General features: G+C 63.9%; 16 protein-coding genes and 1 pseudogene. 10 read left to right on the top strand and 7 right to left on the bottom strand.

Translation table 11 applies throughout. From position 1 onward, the window contains the following. Window positions 1-44 precede the first annotated feature (44 nt). Both HX881_RS00930 and HX881_RS32955 read right to left on the bottom strand, forming a co-directional pair. Window positions 45-227 carry a DUF1289 domain-containing protein gene (locus HX881_RS00930; RefSeq protein ID WP_017127416.1) on the bottom strand — a complete coding sequence of 61 codons (183 nt, stop codon included), beginning with the start codon at window positions 225-227 and terminating at the stop codon, window positions 45-47. Between the two features lie 3 nt (window positions 228-230). After that, entirely contained in the window at window positions 231-362 is a 132-nt protein-coding gene (locus tag HX881_RS32955) for a hypothetical protein (protein ID WP_281367634.1), read from the bottom strand. A 247-nt stretch (window positions 363-609) separates the two neighbouring features. Between HX881_RS32955 and pstS the strand changes: the two genes are divergently transcribed. The 4 genes from pstS (at window position 610) to pstB (ending at window position 4343) form a co-directional block, all read left to right on the top strand. Further along, entirely contained in the window at window positions 610-1629 is a 1020-nt protein-coding gene (gene pstS / locus HX881_RS00925) for a phosphate ABC transporter substrate-binding protein PstS (protein ID WP_103032562.1), read from the top strand. A gap of 178 nt (window positions 1630-1807) precedes the next feature. Then, the gene (pstC, locus tag HX881_RS00920) at window positions 1808-2695 is read left to right on the top strand and encodes a phosphate ABC transporter permease subunit PstC (RefSeq protein ID WP_370591028.1); all 888 of its coding nucleotides are present in this window, start codon (window positions 1808-1810) and stop codon (window positions 2693-2695) included. Next, window positions 2692-3564, top strand: a complete 873-nt coding sequence (pstA, locus tag HX881_RS00915; RefSeq protein WP_017127420.1) for a phosphate ABC transporter permease PstA — start codon at window positions 2692-2694, stop codon at window positions 3562-3564. The genes pstC and pstA overlap by 4 nt, the downstream gene beginning before the upstream one ends. Then, window positions 3564-4343, top strand: a complete 780-nt coding sequence (gene pstB, locus HX881_RS00910) for a phosphate ABC transporter ATP-binding protein PstB (protein WP_017127421.1) — start codon at window positions 3564-3566, stop codon at window positions 4341-4343. The genes pstA and pstB overlap by 1 nt, the downstream gene beginning before the upstream one ends. Window positions 4344-4470: 127 nt before the next feature. On the opposite strand, the gene HX881_RS00905 is transcribed toward pstB, so the two are convergent. Beyond that, window positions 4471-4839, bottom strand: a complete 369-nt coding sequence (locus tag HX881_RS00905) for a hypothetical protein (RefSeq protein WP_177082197.1) — start codon at window positions 4837-4839, stop codon at window positions 4471-4473. Between the two features lie 229 nt (window positions 4840-5068). On the opposite strand from HX881_RS00905, the gene yghX reads away from it, so the two are divergent. Further along, window positions 5069-5956 carry a YghX family hydrolase gene (gene yghX, locus HX881_RS00900; protein WP_177082196.1) on the top strand — a complete coding sequence of 296 codons (888 nt, stop codon included), beginning with the start codon at window positions 5069-5071 and terminating at the stop codon, window positions 5954-5956. Between the two features lie 31 nt (window positions 5957-5987). Here yghX and HX881_RS33090 read toward each other — a convergent pair whose 3' ends face one another. From HX881_RS33090 to HX881_RS00890, 3 genes and pseudogenes are all read right to left on the bottom strand, one after another. Further along, window positions 5988-6713: a methyl-accepting chemotaxis protein gene (locus tag HX881_RS33090; RefSeq protein WP_377652115.1), complete on the bottom strand. Its 726-nt coding sequence runs from the start codon at window positions 6711-6713 to the stop codon at window positions 5988-5990. Between the two features lie 132 nt (window positions 6714-6845). Beyond that, window positions 6846-7601 (bottom strand): annotated as a pseudogene (locus HX881_RS33085) (HAMP domain-containing protein); the annotation flags it as partial. 131 nt (window positions 7602-7732) lie between these two features. Continuing rightward, the gene (locus tag HX881_RS00890) at window positions 7733-8353 is read right to left on the bottom strand and encodes a cell wall hydrolase (protein WP_177082194.1); all 621 of its coding nucleotides are present in this window, start codon (window positions 8351-8353) and stop codon (window positions 7733-7735) included. A 193-nt stretch (window positions 8354-8546) separates the two neighbouring features. Here HX881_RS00890 and HX881_RS00885 point away from each other — a divergent pair, with 193 nt between their 5' ends. After that, on the top strand, window positions 8547-9422 hold the full coding sequence (locus HX881_RS00885) for a CAP domain-containing protein (protein WP_177082193.1): 876 nt from the start codon (window positions 8547-8549) through the stop codon (window positions 9420-9422). Between the two features lie 9 nt (window positions 9423-9431). On the opposite strand, the gene HX881_RS00880 is transcribed toward HX881_RS00885, so the two are convergent. Then, window positions 9432-10112 carry a GNAT family N-acetyltransferase gene (locus HX881_RS00880; protein ID WP_177082192.1) on the bottom strand — a complete coding sequence of 227 codons (681 nt, stop codon included), beginning with the start codon at window positions 10110-10112 and terminating at the stop codon, window positions 9432-9434. A 235-nt stretch (window positions 10113-10347) separates the two neighbouring features. On the opposite strand from HX881_RS00880, the gene HX881_RS00875 reads away from it, so the two are divergent. From HX881_RS00875 to HX881_RS00860, 4 genes are all read left to right on the top strand, one after another. Beyond that, the gene (locus HX881_RS00875; protein ID WP_177082191.1) at window positions 10348-11397 is read left to right on the top strand and encodes an alpha/beta hydrolase; all 1050 of its coding nucleotides are present in this window, start codon (window positions 10348-10350) and stop codon (window positions 11395-11397) included. A gap of 85 nt (window positions 11398-11482) precedes the next feature. After that, window positions 11483-14515 (top strand): ShlB/FhaC/HecB family hemolysin secretion/activation protein, encoded by a 3033-nt coding sequence (locus tag HX881_RS00870; RefSeq protein WP_177082190.1) that lies wholly within the window; start codon window positions 11483-11485, stop codon window positions 14513-14515. Window positions 14516-14525: 10 nt separating this feature from the next. Beyond that, a complete protein-coding gene (locus HX881_RS00865; RefSeq protein WP_177082189.1) occupies window positions 14526-18419 on the top strand; it encodes a beta strand repeat-containing protein in 3894 nt (1297 codons plus the stop codon). Beyond that, on the top strand, window positions 18406-19929 hold the full coding sequence (locus HX881_RS00860; protein ID WP_017127429.1) for an argininosuccinate lyase: 1524 nt from the start codon (window positions 18406-18408) through the stop codon (window positions 19927-19929). Before HX881_RS00865 ends, HX881_RS00860 begins: the two co-directional genes overlap by 14 nt. The last annotated feature ends 134 nt before the right edge of the window (window positions 19930-20063 follow it).

Below are 20063 nucleotides of genomic sequence, written 5' to 3'. Positions count from 1 at the left end.
TCACCCATACTGGCCGCCGGCCAGCGAACAGCCTGCAGGTGCCCTCAGGCATTCTTTTTCTGCAGGCTTCTCATTTGCAGTTTCGCCCTCTGAACGGCGGCCATCTTCTCCGGCCGCTTCATGCGCTTCCATTTGCGGATGTCGTCCTTGGTGCGGCCACAGCTGACGCACAGCTCGCCGCTGAGCTGGCACACTGAAATACAGGGATTATCGATCTCCTTGGCCATGCCTTAGCCTCGCCCGGGACGCTTGCGCGCCAGGCGCGGCCGCCAGCTTCCGGCATTGTCGCGCGGGCAGGCTGCAGTCAGGGTGGCGACCAGCAGCCCCTCGGTACGGGCCTGGTCGCGTTTACTCGGCAGCATCGATGAATCCTTGTGGCGAACGACATCAAAACGCCCATCATACGCTACCGACAATCGTCATGGCGCCACGCCACCTGTGGAATGCCTTGCTGCGCCATTTCCAAATATCAAAACCACGTAGATCGCAACAATCCCACCATTACTAAATATTTCTTCATGTCATCAGAAAGAAATATTTCAGGCATTAAATCGCTATCAGTCTGACTTATGAACCCTTTCACCCAACCCTGTGCATCGAGGTATTGCCGTGATTTTGCTGACAAAAAAACGCCTGTCGGTCCTGCTGGCTTCTCTCTGCCTGAGCGGCGTTGCTCATGCCACCGACGTGACCGGTGCCGGCTCCAGCTTCGTCTTTCCGGTGCTGTCCAAATGGTCCCAGGACTACAGCAAGACCTCCAGCAACCGCATCAACTACCAGTCCATCGGCTCCGGTGGCGGTATCGCCCAGATCAAGGCCGCGACCGTGGACTTCGGCGCTTCCGACGCCCCACTGTCGGCTGACGAACTCAAGGCCGGTGGCCTGGGCCAGTTCCCCAGCGTGATCGGCGGCATCGTGCCGGTGATGAACATCGAAGGCGTCGCTGCCGGCCAACTCAAGCTCGACGGCGAAACCCTGGCGAAGATCTTCCTGGGCACCATCAGTTCCTGGAACGACCCGGCCATCGTCGCCCTCAACCCGGGCCTGAAACTGCCTGACGCGAAGATCACCGTCGTGCACCGCTCCGATGGCTCGGGCACTTCGTTCAACTTCACCAACTACCTGGACAAGGCCAGCGCCGACTGGAAAGCCAAGATCGGCTTCGGCACCACCGTGCCTTGGCCGGTCGGTGTGGGTGGCAAGGGCAACGAGGGTGTCTCGGCCTACGTGAAGCAGATCAAGAACTCGATCGGCTACGTCGAATACGCCTACGCCCTGCAGAACAAGATGACCCACGCGCAGCTGAAGAACGCCTCCGGCAAATTCGTCCAGCCTAACGCCAAGGCCTTCCAGGCCGCCGCCGATACCGCCGACTGGTCCAGCGCCAAGGACTTCAACCTGATCATGACCAACGCTCCGGGCGACGCCGCATGGCCGATCACCGCGACCACCTGGATCATCATGTACAAGCAGCCGAAGAATGCCGAGCAGAGCGCGGCCGCCTTCAACTTCTTCAAGTGGTCCCTGGAAAACGGCCAGCAACAAGCGGCCTCGCTGGACTACGTAGCCCTGCCCGATTCGCTGGTCAAGCGCATCGAAGGCTACTGGAAATCCGACTTCACCCATTGATCCAGCCCGCCTGAAACCTCTCGTCGTCCGGCCGCCAGCGGTCGGATGACGGGACTTGAGCAGAGTAATAATGAACGACACCGTCCAGCCCCTGGCCCTGTCCACCTACAGCAGCGATACGGCCAGTGATGGCCGGGCCGCCCGCGACCAGCGTCATGACCTGTGGTTCAAGCGAACCATGTTCGGCGCCGCCATGCTGGTGCTGGTACTCCTGGCAAGCATCGCGGCTTCGACCCTGTGGGGCGGCAGCCTCGCCTTCAAGACCTTTGGTCTCGACTTCCTGACCAGCACCGAATGGGATGCGGTCAACAATCACTTTGGCGCGCTGGTGCCGATCTACGGCACCCTCGTGACCTCTTTCCTGGCCTTGCTGATCGCGGTGCCCGTCAGCTTCGGCATCGCGATATTCCTCACCGAAGTCGCGCCGCCCTGGCTGCGCATGCCCGTGGCCTCCGCCGTCGAGCTGCTGGCCGGGATTCCCTCGATCATCTACGGCATGTGGGGTCTGTTCGTGTTCGGCCCGTTCATGGCCGATCACCTGTCACCGTGGATCAACGACTACCTCGGCGCCTTGCCGGGCATCGGCCCGCTGTTCCAGGGCCCGCCCCTGGGCATCGGCATGCTGACCGCCGGCATCGTCCTGGCGATCATGATCATGCCCTTCATCACCTCGGTGATGCATGAGGTGTTTCGCAGCGTTCCCACCACCCTCAAGGAGTCCGCTTATGCCCTGGGCGGCACCACCTGGGAAGTGGTCTGGGACATCGTCCTGCCGTACACCCGTTCGGCGGTGGTCGGCGGGGTGTTCCTCGGCCTCGGCCGGGCCCTGGGCGAAACCATGGCGGTGACCTTCGTACTGGGCAATGCCCAGCAGTTCTCGGCCTCGCTGCTGATGCCGAGCAGCTCCATCGCATCGATCATCGCCAACGAATTCAGCGAAGCCTATACCGACCTGCATCGCTCGGCGCTGATCGCCCTGGGCTTCCTGCTGTTCATCGTCACTTTTATCGTCCTGGCATTGGCGCGACTGATGCTCATGCGACTCTCACGCAAGGAAGGTCTATGACGGGCAATGAGCGTCTTTACCGGGCCCGCGCCTTCAAGAACCGTCTGGCGATGGTCCTGAGCTGCGGCGCCACGCTGTTCGGCCTGACCTGGCTGGTGTGGATCCTGCTGACCACCATCATCAACGGCTTCCAGGCCCTCAACCTGCGTCTGTTCACCGATATGACACCCCCGCCGGGCAGCGAAGGCGGCCTGGCGAATGCCTTCTACGGCAGTGCCCTGATGTCGGCGATCGCCCTGCTGATCGGCACCCCGATCGGCCTGATGGCCGGGGTCTGGCTGGCCGAGTTCGCCCGGCACTCGCGCCTGGGCAGCATCGTGCGTTTCATCAACGACATCCTGCTCTCGGCGCCGTCGATCGTACTCGGCCTGTTCGTCTACACCGCGGTGATCCTGCCGTTGAACCTGCTGACCAACCACCAGGTCGGTTTCTCCGCCATTGCCGGGGCCCTGACCCTCGCCCTGCTGGTGATTCCGGTCGTGGTGCGGACCACCGACGAAATGCTCCAGCTGCAACCCTCGACCATGCGCGAGGCGGCCCTGGCCCTGGGCGTACCGCAGTGGAAACTGACCCTGCAGATCGTCCTGCGCGCGGCCAAGGCCGGCGTCGTCACCGGGGTGCTGCTGGCCCTGGCGCGCATCACCGGCGAAACCGCCCCGCTGCTGTTCACCGCCTTCGGCAACCAGTTCTGGAGCAGCAACCTGCTCAAGCCGATCGCCAGCGTGCCGGTGGTGATCTTCCAGTACGCCATGAGCCCGTTCGAAGACTGGCACTCCCTCGCCTGGGCCGGCGCCCTGGTGCTGACCCTGTTCGTACTGCTGCTCAGTTTGCTTTCCCGATTGATCCTTTTGCGCAATAGGCTGACCTGATGAAGACCCGTGACCTTGCCAGCGAGAACACCAAGATCCGTGTTCGTGGCCTGGAGTTTTTCTACAACAACCAGCGGTCGCTGAAGTCCATCGACATGGATATCCCGGAGAAACGCATCACGGCGATCATCGGGCCTTCCGGTTGTGGCAAATCGACCCTGCTGCGGGTGTTCAACCGTATCTACGCGATGTACCCGAAGCAGGAAGCGCGTGGCGAAGTGTTGCTCAACGGCGAGAACATCCTCGCCCCCGGCTATTCGATGAACCGCCTGCGCAGCCATGTCGGCATGGTGTTCCAGAAGCCGGTGCCGTTTCCGATGTCGATCTACGAAAACATCGCCTACGCCGTGCGCCACCACGAAAAGCTGTCGCGCCACGAAATGGATGAGCGGGTCGAACAGGCCCTGCACGGCGCGGCGCTGTGGAACGAGGTCAAGGACAAGCTCAAGCAGAGCGCGCAAGGTCTCTCCGGCGGCCAGCAACAGCGCCTGTGCATCGCCCGCACCATCGCCCTGCGCCCGCAGGTGCTGCTGCTGGACGAACCGACCTCGGCCCTCGACCCGATTTCCACCGGGCGCATCGAGCAACTGATCACCGAGTTGAAAGAGCAGTACACGGTGATCATCGTCACCCACAACATGCAGCAGGCAGCCCGGGTATCGGACTACACGGCGTTCATGTTCATGGGCGAACTGATCGAGCATGACGAGACCGATTCGATCTTCACCCACCCGAAAATGAAACAGACCGAGGACTACATCACCGGTCGGTTCGGATAATCGGTCATTCTCACATTCGAAATAAAAATGGCACATGGATAAAGAATAATTCGGCCACCGACAACTCCAGACCATTGCCCTCTGAGGGCAATGGTTGCATCTGAGTAAAATCAAACATATGAATAATCTATGTAACCATCAGATTGGCAATTGGGGTTGTTGACTCGAACACAGCCAGGATCAGAAAGCCTCCGGCGTACTGAGGCGCTGTAAACTCATATTCGCCGTTGCCTAGAGGGACAACGGGTACAGTTTCATACTTGTCGTTCGCTTGAAACCTCAACCCAGTGAGGCCGCGAAGATGCGGACTGCTGACTTTGGCTCGACTGCCGGCGGCAGGTCTTGGTGGATCAAAGGTTAGTGTTGGAGCGATTTGTTCTGATTTACTCATGACATGAATCTCCATTGTTTTTTTAAAATTCGACTTTCTGTTGCTCAGCACGATGCCACCGATCCAGTTCATAGCAACTGGCCAGATATCAATCCACTTTCGCATTTCCAAGTATCTTGAGAGGGGCACCTGTATTGAGGCTATGCCATAAATACCAGGGTGACTACTGTCAGAAATGACAGGTCTGTATAAGTGGAAACTTTAAAAGTTGCTCAACACTCGCATGTTCGCAACGGCCAAAGGCTGCTTTAATGAGTCCATTCCAGGCCCAGTCGATTCGCGCCGCGAGGCGGCGCGGATCGGTTCCTCGATCCACTCGAAAGGTAGCGCACCGATGGCACGTCTCACCGCGAAGGACTTTGCCCCTGAACTGCTCGAACTCTACGATTACTACGTCCACGGCAGGATCAATCGCCGGGAGTTTCTCGACCGCGCGGCAAAATTCACCCTTGGCGGCATGGCGGCCGCCAGTGTGCTGGCGGCGCTGAGCCCGGACTATGCGCTGGCCGAGCAGGTGCCGTTTACCGATCCGGATATCGTCGCCGAATACATCACCTACCCGTCGCCCAAGGGCCACCAGCAGGTCCGCGCCTATATGGTCCGGCCGGCCAAGGCCACGGGCAAGGTACCGGCGGTGGTGGTGGTGCATGAGAATCGCGGACTCAACCCCTATATCGAGGACGTCGCCCGGCGTGTCGCCAAGGCCGGCTTCGTCGCCCTGGCGCCCGATGGCCTGTCATCGGTCGGTGGCTATCCCGGCAACGACGAGAAAGGCGTGGCCCTGCAAAAGAGTGTCGACCCCGAGAAACTCATGAACGACTTCTTCGCCGCCATCGAGTGGTTGATGAGCCATGGCGCGACCACCGGCAAAGTCGGGATCACCGGGTTCTGCTACGGCGGCGGGGTTGCCAATGCGGCGGCCGTGGCCTATCCCGAGCTGAGTGCGGCGGTGCCCTTCTATGGCCGTCAGCCCAAGGCCGAGGACGTGCCCAGGATCAAGGCGCCGCTGTTGCTGCACTACGCCGAATTGGACAAGGGCATCACCGACGGCTGGCCGGCCTACGAACAGGCCCTGAAGGCCGCCGGCAAGACCTATGAAGTGCATATCTACCAGGGAGTCAATCACGGTTTCCACAACGACTCGACCCCCCGCTACGACGAAGCGGCGGCCAAGCTCGCGTGGGACAGGACAGTGGCGTGGTTCCGTCGCTACCTGGCTTGAGGCGCCGGCCGCTCAGCCGGCGCGCGCCTGATCAAAGACGAAAGCGATCCACCGATTGCGAAAGCTGCCCGGCCAGGGCGGACAGCTGATCGGTGGTCGCGGCGGTCTCGCCGATCACCCGGCTGTTGCCCACCGACATATCGGCAATCATTTCCACCTGATGGGCAATTTCATTGCTGGCCAGGCTCTGCTCGCCAATCGTGCGGGAGATATCGTTGACCAGTTGGCTGGTATTGAGCGTGGCGTCGAGGATCTCGCGGATGGCGCGTTCGACATCGGCGGTCACGGCCATGCCCCGGTCGACCTGGGCAACACCCGCCTCCATGCTGGTGACCGCCTCGCGCGTGCTTTGCTGGATGCGCGCGACCATGCTGGCGATTTCCTGGGTCGAAGCGCTGGTGCGCCCGGCCAGGCTGCGCACCTCGTCGGCGACCACGGCGAAGCCGCGACCCTGTTCACCGGCCCGGGCGGCCTCGATGGCGGCGTTGAGCGCCAGCAGGTTGGTCTGGTCGGCAATGCCCTTGATCACCTGGATGATGCTGAAAATCCCCTCGGACTCCTTGTCCAACGTACGGATCACCTGGGCCGACTGCTGCGCCGAACGGGCGATCTCGTCCATGTCGCTGACCACCTGGTGAATCACCCGGCCACCGTCCTTGGCCAGCGCCTCGGCCTGGTTGGCCATGCCCAGGGCCCGCTCGGCATGGCGGGTAATCTCCTCGATACTCGCGGTCATTTCACTGGCCGCCGCCGCCATGGTGCTGGCCGCATCGCTTTGCTGCTGGCTGCTGCCCGCCACCTGGTGGCAGCCATTACTCAGTTGCTGGCTCATGCCGCTGACGCCATGGGCGTTGCCGCGGACCACCTCGATCATGCTGCGCAGGTCCCGCTGCATGGTCGCCAGGCTGCGAATCAGCAGGCTGGCTTCGTCCCGTTGCTGGGGTTCGACAATGGCTTCGCTGAGGTCGCCATGGGCAATCCGCTCGGCAATCCGGCTGGCGGACTGCAACGGCCCCATGATGCTGCGAATGACCCAGTAACCCTGGACAAGCAGCAACAGCAAACCAGCGACCAGGACACCGGCGAGGGTGAGGTTGGCGTGGCTGATCGTCCGCTGGGTGCCCTCCCCGGTCGATTGCGCATTCGACTCGATCAGGCCGCTGAGGCTGGACATCTCGTCCTCCAGCTGGCTGAACGCCGCGTTGAACGAAGCCAGTTGCTGCTGGGCGCTCTGCGGGTTGTCGAGCGCCAGCCCGACGATATGCTCGGCGGCATTGATATAGGTTTCAAGGCTCGGCTTGATCTTGTTCAGAGCCGCCTTGAGGCTGTCGTTGACCGGCAGCTTGAGGTTTTCGTCGAGCACTTCGCGAAAATGCGTGGCGTGCTCGGCGATGGAACTGCGCACCTCGGCCTTGCTACTGGTGCTTTTTTCCAATCCGACGAGCATCGCCGACAGGACATCGGCACGCAGGGCGTCATGCATCATGTCGCCTTCGAGGTGATTGCGCAGGGCCGTCATGCTGACCTGGCTGTCATCCGTCGCGCTCGCCATCCGCACATTGCCCAGGTAGCTGGCCAGGCTCATGACCAGCACGGTGAGCAGGCTGGTGCCGATCAGCAGGAACAAGCGCAATTTTATGGACATGGTAAAACTCTCCGTGAGGCAACCCACCAGCGACGGTCGCCGACTACCTGCGTGAAAAGGTTATCGGCCCCGCCTGTCGCTTATTTAAGCCTATTTCCACGGATTGGCCGCCGTTATCGAGGCGGCGGAAGTCATTTCGCCTTGTCGTCCCGGGGTTTGTAGAACAGGAACTTGTCGGTCTCGGCGGTCTTGATGTACTGCTTGACCCAGTCCGGGGTCACGCTGCGGTCATGAAAGTACATGGCGCCGTGGGTGCGATCCTTGAGTTGCTGATTGAGGGCCTTGCGCGCGATTTCCTTGGCGACCGTGTAGCGGTCCTCCTCCTGCACCTCGTCCGAACGCCCGTCGCACCACCAGGAAAACTGGCAGGCTTTCTTCTCGGAACCCTGCTTGACCACCTCGCAGATCGTCCCGGGAAAGCCTTCATGGCCCAGGCGGTTCAACACCACGCTGGCGACTGCTTCCATATCGGCCGGCTGACCGCCCTTGGCTTCCCAGTAGATGGTCCGCGACAGGCAGGTAATGGTGTCGGCCACCGCCGCGTCGCCCGCCGGGTCCACGACTTGCGCCTCGACCTTGGTCAGGGTCGGCGCCTTGGGCTCCGCCGCCGGGCTCTCCTTGTCGGCAGCTTTCTGCTCCAGGACCTGCGCCTTGTCGATGGCGACTTCCGGTTTCGGTTCCGGCTCGGCCGCGATGACCGATCCCGTGGCAAGAGCCGTCGCGAGACAGCCGGCAATCCAGATAGGGCGCATGGTCCGATCCTGTTGAATGAACCCTGCCCAAGGAGTGTCGCCGCGCCGCGGCCGGGCAGATTATCCGAGGCTGGCTGGCCGATTTGACCTCGGCGCGGACAAATCATTCCCCGCTCCGCCCGAGATAAAAGGCCTTGCCTGCCATGGGGCACTATCGCGCATCATGTGCGCAGTCCGTTCGAGGGAAATATCCATGCGCGTCCTGTTTTCCACCCTGCGTTCTGCCGTACCGCCTGCCGGCCTGGTGCTTGGCCTGACCCTGGGCCTGACGCTGAGCAACAGCGCCCTGGCCAGCGAAGAAACGCAACTGCTGCAGTCGATCAACAGCTACCGTGGCCAGGTACAACGCTGCGGCAACCAGGCCTCCCTGGAGTTGCCCCCGCTGGCCGCCGACCCGCGCCTGATCCTGCCGCCCGACAGCGCCGGCGACCTGCAACAGGCGCTGGCGCGTGCCGCGTACCCGATGGTCAATGTACAGGCAATCAGCCTGTCCGGGCCCCGCGATGCCAGCGCGGCCATGAAGGCGGTGCAGGAAAGCTTCTGCCGGGTGGTACTGGACCCGCAATTCGTCGATATCGGTGTCAGTCGCCAGGGCAACGAGTGGCGGATCGTCCTCGCCCGCCCGCTGCTGACCGCCCGCCTCGGCGATACCCAGGCCGAAGGCCAGAAGCTGCTGGAGCTGATCAACAGTGCCCGCGCCCAGCCGCGCCAATGTGGCGCCCAGGCCTTCGCCGCGACCACGCCGCTGGTGTGGAATGCACTGCTGGCGACGGCCGCCGAAAGCCATAGCCGCAACATGGCCAACAACAACTTCTTCGATCACCAGGATCGCGACGGCCATACCCCGGGCGACCGGGCCGAACTGGCGGGCTATATCGCCCAGCGGATCGGCGAGAACATCGCCGCCGGACAGGACAGCGGGCGCAAGGTGGTCGACGGCTGGCTCGCCAGTCCCGGCCACTGCGCCAACCTGATGAATCCGCAATTCCACGACCTGGGCGCCGCCTACGCGGTCGACCCGAAGAGTGACTCGGGGATCTACTGGACCAGCCTGTTCGGCAGCCAGTAGGCCCGCGGCCTAGCCAAGACGCTCCAGCACCAGGGCGCGGGCCTGGCGTGTCATCTGGTCGAGGTGGCGGTCGCGCTTTTTCTCCGCCTCCGCCATCGCCTTCCGGCCGTGCTGCTGCAACAGGTAGGCATGGATCTGCCGCACCTCCAGGGTGTTGTAGATCGGGGCCACATCAAGCACCGCCACCAGCCCGTCGGTGCCGTGGTCACGGGTGTTCATCACCACCTGCGGCCCGCGCGCGGCCAGGACCTGGAAACCCATTGCCTCGAAATACGGCACCTTGCCCACGGCGCAGGCCAGTTCGGCATGGGGGTAATGGCCGACCATCTGCCGCAACATCGCCCGGGCGATACCGCGTCGACGCCGGTCGGCCTGCACCGCCATGTAGGCCACGGCACAGGCCTCGGCATCGTCCCTGACCGGCAGGTACAGCAGGAAACCGAGCACCCGCGACGGATCCTCGTCATCCAGCGCCACGATCAACTCCGCCGGAATCCCCTTCGACCCGTCCATCGCCTCCAGATAGAGATGCACTTCGTAGCCGACCCCGTATTGATACAGGTTGTACAGCGGGTTGCTCGGCGTCAGGGCGACCATGCTGATATCGGTGAAGTAATCCACCACCATCTGCAGGATCTGGCTCTTGATCGATTCGGGCGGCGGGGTTTGCAGGCGGGTAAGCGTGTACATCGACAATCGGGCTCCGGGCAAAGGCGTGTCCGGGCGGAAGGGTCGAGGCCCGGACGCGGGCATTGTAGCGCGTCCTGAGCCAGGGCATTAACGCCGCGGCAAACCGCCAGAAAAACAGCATATTCAAAAAGTATCAGGATTGGCTTTTCAGGATATTTTTATTATGGAAATCCGCCTGCTAGCATCGGTTCCACAACAACAAAGAACCGCTGCATTGCGAAGGTTTGCCAGACTTATGCCCACTCGCCTCACGACCCTGCTACGCGTCCTCGTGCCCGCTGTCGCCATTGCCGGCACCTTGATGACCGGTGGTTGCGCCTCCCCGGAGACCGGGCAGAGCAACCGCTCCCAGCAAACGATCCAGATCGGCCCCCAGGGCGCCCGTTATCCGTTCGTGGTCTTTGCCAATCACGACCTGCAGGCATCCGAAGCGCAGATCGAACAGGCGGTGGTGATCCTTCACGGGGTCAAGCGCAACGCCGATACCTACTTCGCCACAGGCCGCAAGCTGCTCAAGCTGGCGCAACTGCCGAACCGGCAGACCTTGCTGCTGGCCCCCAACTTCCTCACCGAAGCCGATCGCCGCGCCAGCAATGACCTGCCCCTGTGGCGCAAGGACAACTGGATGCAGGGGGAACCCTCGGGCTTCGGCCTCGGCGGTGTCAGCTCGTTCCAGGCGCTGGACGATGTGGTGCGCTACCTGGCCGATCGCCAACGTTTCCCGGCGCTCAAGCGCATCACCCTGATCGGCCACTCCGCCGGTGCCCAGTTGATGCAGCGCTATGCCGTGCTCAATCCCCAGGACGAAGGCCTGCGCCAATCCGGCATTGCCATCCGTTACGTGATTTCCAGCCCGTCCACCTATGTCTATTTCGACGCCAACCGGCCCCAGGCCCAGGGCTTCGCCCCGGTCGTGTCGATCATGTGCCCCAGCTACAACCGCTATCGCTACGGGATCGACGCCGCCCCCGCCTACCTGCAGGTCCAGCACCTGAGCGCCGAGCAGCTGTTCCGCCGCTACGCCGGTCGCGACGTCACCTACCTGGTGGGCTCGAAGGACAATGACCCGGCCAACCGGATCATGGACAAATCCTGCGGCGCCGGCATGCAGGGCGCGACCCGGGTCGAGCGGCAACTCAACTACCTGGCCTACGAGCGCTTTCTCGGCCAGCACTGGAACATCGCCGTGCAGCATCCGCAATTCCAGGTGCCGGGCATCGGTCACAGCGCCAACGGCCTGTACACCTCGCCCCTGACCGCCGAGCGACTGTTTCCGGCGCGCTAGGGAGCGGGCGGCAGGGCCGCCCCCGTTCCCCTGAACATCCCGTTATCTCCCAAAACAATTAAAAAATCCGGGAACCACCCTCATCATGAAACGGATACGTGCTTCTGCCCCTGCGCAGCCGATCTGCCGTGGTCGTCATCTGACGCTGCTGGCCGCCACCCTGCTCACGCTCCATGCCCAGGCCGAGACGCTGCCCTCGTCCGGCACCCTGTTCGATGCCAACCGCTCGCAGCTCAGCCCTTCCGAGCGCGTTCCCGCGCCGGCCCGGCAGCGTGTGCAGATCGAGGCGCCGGCCACGGAGCCGAATCGCCCCGCCGCGGCCGCTTCCAACCTGAAGGTCAAGGTCAGCCATTTCACCCTGAGCGGCAACCAGGCATTCAGCGATGCGCAGTTGCAGGCGCAACTGAAACCCTTCCTGAACCGGGAACTGGACCTCGACGGCCTGCGCGACGCTGCCGCCAGCATCACCGCCCTGTACCGCGAAAACGGTTACCTGGTGGCCCGCGCCTACCTGCCGCCACAGAATATCCAGGCCGGCAGCGTAGCTCTCGCCGTGCGCGAAGGCGTGATCGGCCGGGTCCGCGCCGAACCGGCGCCCGATGTCCGCCTGAGCGCCGGCATGCAGCAACGCTTTGTCGACGACCTGGTACCCGGCACCGTGATCCGTGAAGCCGATCTGGAACGGGTGCTGTTGCGCCTGTCGGATATCGCCGGGGTCTCGGTGCGGGCGGTCCTCGCCCCATCGGCCCAACCGGGGGCCGCCGACATCGTGCTGAAGATCACCGAGATGACCGCCTGGACCACCCGTGCCAGCATCGACAACTACGGCAACTACTACACCGGCGCGAACCGGATCTCGACCAGCGTCAGCCTCAACGACGCCCTCGGCCTGGGCGAAAGCCTGTCCCTCAATACCCAGAACTCCCTGGAAGGCCTGAGCATCCGCAGCATCGGTTATCTGCAACCGCTGGGGGCCAGTGGCGTCTCCCTCGGGCTCAACCATGCCACCCTGGACTACCAGATCGGCAAGGAACTCAAGGACGCCCAGGCCAGCGGCTCGGCGGATATCGACACGATCTACCTGACCAGCTCGTTGCTGCGTAGCCGCAACAGCAATATCAACCTGTCCCTGGCGGACGAATGGCGGCGCTTCGAAGACCGCACGGCGGCGACCCAGGTCAGCAAATCAGCCAATTTCCGCAGCATCACCCTCTACGGCGACTGGCGCGACGGCTGGCTGGGCAGCAACCTGTGGAGCCTGCGCTACGGCCGCGGGACCCTGGACAAGGACACCGCCGCCGACGCCGCCCTCGACCGGGTCACGGCCCGTGCCGCCGGCGACTACACCAAGGCCAATGTGTCCTTCAGCCGCCTGCAGCAACTGGGCAACGGCTTCTCCCTGCTCGGCTCGATCACCGGGCAATACGCCGACAAGAACCTCGACGCGTCGGAAAAGCTCAGCCTCGGCGGTCCCGACGGCGTACGCGCCTACCCGGTGGGCGAAGCCGCCGGTGACGAAGGCGTGCTCGGCCGCCTGGAACTGCGCAAGTACCTGGGCCGCTTCGCCGATTCGCAGGTCGAAGCCGCGCTGTTCGCCGACGCCGGCCGGGTCACGGTGAACAAGCAGCCCTGGGACAACAGCGAAAACCAGCTCAGCCGCTATGGCTACGGTGTCGGCCTGAACGTCTACCACAAGGACCTGGTGATGAACGCCAGCCTGGCGTTTTCCCCCGGTGCCACGCCCACCGCCGACCCGCATGAGGCACGACGTTTCTGGCTGTCGATTTCCGGTTCGCCCCAGGCCTTTGTCGGCCTGGCCAGCGATATCGGCGGCAAGGGCGAGGATTTCGAAGAACCCTCGACCGACTTCATCCTCTACGGCTCCGTCGGCCTCGTGCCCGAATACGTCGACCGCCATGGCGCCACCCCGGCGGCTGCGGCCGACCAGAACAAACTGGCGACCGCCAACGGTCGCAACATGGCGAGCTTCACCCGCGTGCGCGACAACGTCTCCTATATCGGCGCCCACAGCGGGATTCCCCTGGCCTACGACTGGGACTTCCTCTGGCAACTGGAATACGGCCTGTCGCTGAACTATGCCGACCACAGCGACGTGTCCGTGCCGGACGACAGTTCTTCCCACAACCAGTTGCGCAATACCGGCGTGGCCCTGGCCAACCCGGACAGCGGCACCTTCCTCTACGGCATCTGGGACATGCCGATGAAGGAAAGCATGACCGGCCTCGACCCCTTTCACGGCCGGACCAGTGCCGCTCACTACAACATCATCGGTTCGCCCGGCTTCAGCACCAGCATCACCCGCAACAGCGGCCCGGTGGGCACCGCCTCGGAATCGAACAACGACGACGCCGCGTTCAACCGTCGCCAGTCCGGCGTATTCGCCTACTGGACACCCCAGTGGCACGGCCTGCAGATGAAACTGGCGTATTCCAACAACGGTGAAAAAGCCGCGCCGGACGTGGACGAAGGCTACATCTACGGCGGCAGCCTGACCTACGAGAACGCCGGTTTCACGGCCATCGCCGCCTATGAAAAACACGTCAACTACTTCGGTATCGCCAGCATCGGACGCAATGCCCGGGGCGTGGGCAGCAATACCCATGTGACCGCCAACACCTCGTCCGACGACTTCAGCCTGCGCTATGGCCTGGCCTACGACTTCGGGGCGACCAAGGTCTCGCTGATCGCCGACGACCTGTCCTACTCCGAGGATGGCGTGGTCAATACCAGCAACACCTCCAGCGATGTGTCGCGCTATCGCCGCCAGGCCTGGATGGTGGGCCTGACCCACGACGTGACCCGGCAACTGCAGTTGCGCGCCAGCTACGCCAAGGCCCTGCCGGGCGAGTGCACGATGATTTCCGGGAACAACCGCGAATGCTCCACCGCCGGCATGGGCGCCACCCAGTACGCCGTCGGCTTCTCCTACAAGCTGAACAAGCAGACCGAGCTGTTCAGCCAGTACGTGCTGCTGCAGAACAACTCGCTGGCCAACTACAACTTCGCGATTTCCGGAGTCTATGCGGCCAGCGGTTATTCCCCGGGTACCGGGACCACGATCAGTGCCCTGGGCACCGGCATCAACTATTCATTCTGAGGAGGCGACCATGAAGACGCACAAGACCCCAGGAATGACCCGCCCGGTGCTCAACCCACTGAGCTGGGCGATCTTCGCCGCCGTCTACAGCCTGGTGCCCCTGTCGGCCTGGGCGCTGGACCCCAACGCGCTGCCGAGCAACGGTCATATCACCGCCGGCAGTGGCAGTATCAGCAGCAGCGGCAATGTGCTCAACGTCAACCAGAGCAGCGATCGCCTGTCCACCACCTGGGACACCTTCAATATCGGCAGCGCCGCCCAGGTCAATTTCTACCAGCCCGGCGCGTCGTCGGTGGCGTTGAACCGCGTGCTGTCCAGCGACGCCTCGCAGATCTTCGGCAAGCTCAACGCCAATGGCCAGGTGTTCCTGATCAACCCCTCCGGCGTGTTGTTCGGCGCCGGCTCGGCGGTGAATGTCGGGGGCCTGGTGGCCAGTACCCTGAACCTGTCCGACGCCAACTTCATGGCCGGCAAGAACCTCTTCGAAGGTAACGCCGGCAGTGGCACGGTGATCAACCAGGGCCAGATCAAGGCCGCCGACGGTGGCTACGTCGCCCTGCTCGGGGCCCAGGTACGCAACGAAGGCACGGTGGTCGCCAGGCTCGGTTCGGTGATGCTCGGCGCCGGGGAAAAAGTCACCCTGGACTTCAACGGCGACGGCCTGATCAACATGGCCGTGGACAACCCGGCACTCAACGCCAGCGTGATCAACAGCGGCGCACTGCAAGCCAACGGCGGCCGGGTGATGCTCTCGGCCAGGGCCAGCAACTCGATGCTCAACGAGGTGGTGAACAACAGCGGCGTCATCGAAGCCACCAGCCTGCAGCAGCGCAATGGCACGATCATCCTCGACGGTGGCGACAGTGGCGTCGTGGCCAACAGCGGCAGCCTCGACGTGTCCGGGCGCAACCCGGGGCAAACCGGCGGCAACGTGACCCTGACCGGCCAGTATGTCGGCCTGTACGACGGCGCCCGTATCGACGCCTCGGGGGCTGCCGGCGGCGGCCAGGTGCTGGTCGGTGGTGATTTCCAGGGCACCGGCCCGCTGCACCAGGCCGACGCCACCTACATGGATGGCAATGCCAGCATTCATGCCGATGCCTTGAACAGCGGCGACGGCGGCAAGGTGATCCTCTGGTCGAAGGACAGCACCCGCTTCTACGGCAATATCAGTGTCACCGGCGCCGGCCAGACCGGCAAAGGTGGCCTGGCGGAAACCTCGGGGCATGCCCTGGACGCCTTTGGCGTGGTCAACCTCAGCGCTGCCTCCGGCATCGGCGGCACCTGGCTGATCGATCCGTTCAATATCAATATCACCAGCGGCGCCAGCTCCGGAGCCACCAGCAGCAACCCGTTCACTTCCAGCGGCTCGGCCAGCTCCAACCTGAGCTCGGCCACTCTCAATGCATCGCTCTCGGAAGGCGCGAACATCCTGGTCTACACCACGTCGGTGGGCGGCACGTCCGGCGATATCAACGTGCTGGACAACGTCAAGGCGGTCGGCAACGCGAGCCTGACCCTGCAGGCCCATCGCAATATCGTGATGACCAACACCAGCATCAGCAACGCCAGCGGCAAGACGCTGAACGTCTCGCTGCTGTCGAACTTCAACAACAGCGGCAACGGCTCGGTGCAACTGAGCAACGCCAGCATCCGCACCAACGGTGGCAACCTGACCATCAGCGGCGCGGCCTCGCCCACCGGGTCCTTTGCCAGCACCAACGTCAGCAATGGCTTCGGTGTGTCGCTGAACAACAGCCAACTGCTCACCAGCGGCGGCGACATCCTGATCCGCGGCGCCACCTCCTCGACCCTGGCCAGCGGTTCCACCGCCGGTGCGGTACAGATCGGCGGCGCCAGCCTGCTGGACGCGGGCGGCGGCAGCATCGCCATCGTCGCCAACCAGGCCAGCACCAGCGGCACCGGCGATGCCTTCGTGCTCACCGGCGGTAGCCAGATCGTCACCAGCGGCGCCGGCTCGATCCGTATCGACAGCAGCAACCTGGGCAGCGGCAACGGCACGCGGATCTTCAGCACCAGCAACACCATCGCCGCCACCGGCTCGGGCAATGTCACCCTCAACGGCAGCGCGACATCCGGCCAGGGCGTGCTGATCTGCTCGACAGCCGCCGGCTCCACCCAGAACGTCCGGGTCGGCAGCGGTACCCTGACGGTCAATGGCAGCAGTACCAGCGGGCGCGGGGTCAACCTGTCGGCCTCCGGCAACGGCGTGGTGAACCTCCAGGCCACGGCCGGCGGCAAGCTGCTGGTCAGCGGTGACAGCGGCGGCTCCTATGGCACGATCCTCAACGCCACGGGGGTCGGCTCTTCGATCAACCTGCTGAGCGACGGCGATATCAGCCTGTCGGGCAACACGTCCGGCGGCACCACGCCGGCATTGGCCCTGGTCAGCTCCGGTAGTGGCAGTGCCGCGACGCCGGGCTCGCGGATCAATATCGGCAGCAGCGCCGGCAACGTCACGCTGTCGGCCAACAGCACGGTGATCAACAACACCAGTGGCTCGTTCCGGGCGATCTTCTTCGATGCCAGCGGTGCCTATGGGGCGATCAACGTCAGCACGCAAAGCGGCCGGTTGACCCTGGACGGCACCAGCGCCTCGGGACGCGGCATCGATCTCGCCCCCTCAGGCAGTAACGCCAGCGTCAACCTCTCGACCACCACTGGCGATCTGCTGCTCAGCGGCAACAGCACCAACAGCTTTGGCGGCTACGGGATCTTCTTCAACTCCACAGGCGCTTCCCAGGGCGTCAACGTCTCCACCACCACGGGCAATATCACCCTGCGCGGCGACTCGGTGGGCACCTCGGACGCCATCGCGCTGGGCGGCAGCGGGATCGCCTCGACCAACAGCATCACCTCGCAGAGCGGCAACATCAGCCTGCTCGGCAACTTCCACTCACCCAACAGCGGCGAGCTGGATCACGGCATCGCCATCCTCAGCGTGACCAACATCATCCAGACCCACGGCAACGGTAATATCACCCTCGACGGCCGTGCCGCCGACCAGGGCAACGGCATCGACTTCTACGGCAACGGCCGGGCGCTGGTCAGCGTCGACGACGGCCAACTGACCCTGCGCGGCAGCAGCGGCTACGCCGACGGCATCGGCATGGCCACCGGGATCAACCGGATCCAGGCCACCGGCAGCGGCTCGGTGGCGCTGACCGGCAGTTCCACCTACGGCAACGGCATCAGCCTCTATCCCTCCGGCAACGCCAGCTCGGCGACCCTGTCGACCGTCAGCGGCGACCTGACCCTGACCGGCACCAGCGGCGCCGCGGGCAAGGCCGGGATCCTCATCCGCGCCGCATCGGCGGGTCCGGCCAACGGCGTGAGCCTGCTCTCGGGCAGCGGCAACCTGCGTCTCAACGGGCGTACCGACGGCGGCAACTCGGGCATTGCCATCGTCGGCAACAGCAACAGTGCCTACACCCTGATGCAGACCGGAGGCAGCGGCCAACTGAGCCTCGACGGCTACAGCGCCGGCGGCTACGCCCTGAGCTTCGATGGCGGCAACAACAGCCTGCTGGCCGCCGACGGCGGCGTGCTGGTCAGCACCGAATCACCCGCCGGACGCTTTATCAGCCATACCACCGACGTCACCACCTTTGCCGCCAGCGGCAGCGGCGCCGTGGTGTTCCGCCAGGGCGGCACGATCAGCAACCGCCTGACCGACCCGACGACCGCCTCCGCCAGCGATGCCATGCAAAGAACCATGAACGATGGCTTCTGGGCCCGTCCGCTACAGGACAACAGCCGCCTGACGCCCCTCGATGGCCTGCGTGACCGGCCCGGCATCGACCTGGCCAGCTTCGACCAGACCTCTGTTTCCAATCCATTCGACAACCGTGTAGAGAGACCCCACGACCATGAAGAACCTTAAGCCGACCTGCCCTCCGTTTCGTCTCAGCCGGCTGGCCCTCGGACCGTTGCTGATGCTGGCCATGGGCGCGGCGAATGCCGCCGACGCCAAGGAGCCCCATGACTATTTCTATTTCCTGGGGGAAATGAACAAGGCTTCGACCGTGATGGTGATCGACAACAAGATCGTCCCGCCCGACCTGGGCAAGAAGATCGTCTCGGCCGTCGAGCAGGTCATCAATGAAGGCAACCGGCCGGGGGCCGAGCGGCCGGCCGACTACCTGAAGTACGAGCCGCTGATCCTCGCCATCGCCGGTCCCGACGGTTCGCGCATGCACTCCGGACGCAGCCGCCAGGACATCCTGTCCACCACCCGGCGCCTGATGCAGCGCGAGCGTGTGTTGAGCCTGCTGGACTCGATGAACAAGTCCAAGGCCGTGTTCCTCAAGCTGGCCGCGGAGAACCGCGATACCCTGGTCCCGGCCTACACCAACGGCGTCCAGGCCCAGCCGACCACCTACGCCCACTACCTGCTGGCCTTCAGCGCCGTGTTCGACCGCGATGCCGAGCGCCTGCGCCAGGCCTATGCCCGTCTCAACCTCAGCCCACTGGGCTCGGGAGCCCTGGGCACATCGAGCTTCCCGGTCGACCGCAAGCAACTGGCCGAACTGCTGGGCTTCGACGGTCCCGTGGAAAACTCCTATGACGCCGCGCAACTGGGCGCCCTGGACACCGGCATGGAGCTGACCGGCATCTGCAGCAATGCCGCGACCACCATCGGCAGCCTGGTGCAGGACATGCACACCCAGTACCACCAGCCCTACCCGTGGATCATGATCACCGAAGGCCGCCTGACCGGTACCAGCAGCATCATGCCGCAGAAGCGCAACCCCTACGGCCTGAACCTGCTGCGCCTGCAGGCCAGCGATGTGGTCGGCGGCGCCATGACCTACCAGTTCGAAGCGCACAACGTGACCCCGGGCATGCCGGACTACAAGCGCGACCAGGTGGAAAAGACCCTGGACCTCACCGCCAGCTCGTTCCAGATGCTCGCCGACCTGATGAGCAACCTGCAGATCGACAAGGATCGGGCCCTCCAGGAAATCGACGCCGACTACTCCACCACCACGGAACTGGCGGACGTCCTGCAGCGCGACTCCAATGTGCCGTTCCGCGTCGGCCATCACTTCGCCTCGGACCTGGTGACCTACGGGCGCACCAACAAGATGAAACCGGCGGACATCCCCTTCGCCGAGGTCCAGAAGATCTACGGCGAAGCGCTGAAGGCCTTCGATATGCAGAATGTGCAGTTCCCGCTGACCCAGGCGCAGTTCCGCAAATCCCTGACCGCGCAGAACATGATCGAGTCGAGCAAGGGACTCGGCGGCCCGCAGCGTGCCGAAGTGGATCGGATGCTGGCGGCGGAACAGGCCAGCCTCGGCGTCGACGAAAACTGGGTCAAGGAGCAGAAACAGAAACTGGCGACGGCTTCGGCTAATCTGGACAAGGCGTTTTTTGCGCTGGGCCGTTAAGGGTGGATCGCGGCGCCGGCAGGTTCGGGGGATGATCCTCGAACTTGCCGGCGCCCTTGAGGCCGCCTTCGCGGGCAAGCCCGCTCCCACAGGATTGTTGCGTACCTCTGTGGGAGCGGGCTTGCCCGCGAAGG

The sequence above is a fragment of the Pseudomonas gingeri genome, from assembly GCF_013386115.1.
In the GTDB taxonomy this organism is placed as follows: Bacteria; Pseudomonadota; Gammaproteobacteria; order Pseudomonadales; family Pseudomonadaceae; genus Aquipseudomonas; species Aquipseudomonas gingeri.
The sequence above is the reverse complement of the archived record's forward strand: the minus strand, read 5'-3'. Positions and strand labels throughout refer to the sequence as shown.

Bases quoted from the DNA above. Each gene is read 5' to 3' on its own strand.
- HX881_RS00930 (WP_017127416.1), bottom strand. From the start codon at position 227: ATGGCCAAGGAGATCGATAATCCCTGTATTTCAGTGTGCCAGCTCAGC.
- HX881_RS32955 (WP_281367634.1), bottom strand. From the start codon at position 362: ATGCTGCCGAGTAAACGCGACCAGGCCCGTACCGAGGGGCTGCTGGTC.
- pstC (WP_370591028.1), top strand. From the start codon at position 1,808: ATGTTCGGCGCCGCCATGCTGGTGCTGGTACTCCTGGCAAGCATCGCG.
- pstA (WP_017127420.1), top strand. From the start codon at position 2,692: ATGACGGGCAATGAGCGTCTTTACCGGGCCCGCGCCTTCAAGAACCGT.
- pstB (WP_017127421.1), top strand. From the start codon at position 3,564: ATGAAGACCCGTGACCTTGCCAGCGAGAACACCAAGATCCGTGTTCGT.
- HX881_RS00905 (WP_177082197.1), bottom strand. From the start codon at position 4,839: ATGCGAAAGTGGATTGATATCTGGCCAGTTGCTATGAACTGGATCGGT.
- yghX (WP_177082196.1), top strand. From the start codon at position 5,069: ATGGCACGTCTCACCGCGAAGGACTTTGCCCCTGAACTGCTCGAACTC.
- HX881_RS33090 (WP_377652115.1), bottom strand. From the start codon at position 6,713: ATGGCGGCGGCGGCCAGTGAAATGACCGCGAGTATCGAGGAGATTACC.
- HX881_RS00890 (WP_177082194.1), bottom strand. From the start codon at position 8,353: ATGCGCCCTATCTGGATTGCCGGCTGTCTCGCGACGGCTCTTGCCACG.
- HX881_RS00885 (WP_177082193.1), top strand. From the start codon at position 8,547: ATGCGCGTCCTGTTTTCCACCCTGCGTTCTGCCGTACCGCCTGCCGGC.
- HX881_RS00880 (WP_177082192.1), bottom strand. From the start codon at position 10,112: ATGTACACGCTTACCCGCCTGCAAACCCCGCCGCCCGAATCGATCAAG.
- HX881_RS00875 (WP_177082191.1), top strand. From the start codon at position 10,348: ATGCCCACTCGCCTCACGACCCTGCTACGCGTCCTCGTGCCCGCTGTC.
- HX881_RS00870 (WP_177082190.1), top strand. From the start codon at position 11,483: ATGAAACGGATACGTGCTTCTGCCCCTGCGCAGCCGATCTGCCGTGGT.
- HX881_RS00865 (WP_177082189.1), top strand. From the start codon at position 14,526: ATGAAGACGCACAAGACCCCAGGAATGACCCGCCCGGTGCTCAACCCA.
- HX881_RS00860 (WP_017127429.1), top strand. From the start codon at position 18,406: ATGAAGAACCTTAAGCCGACCTGCCCTCCGTTTCGTCTCAGCCGGCTG.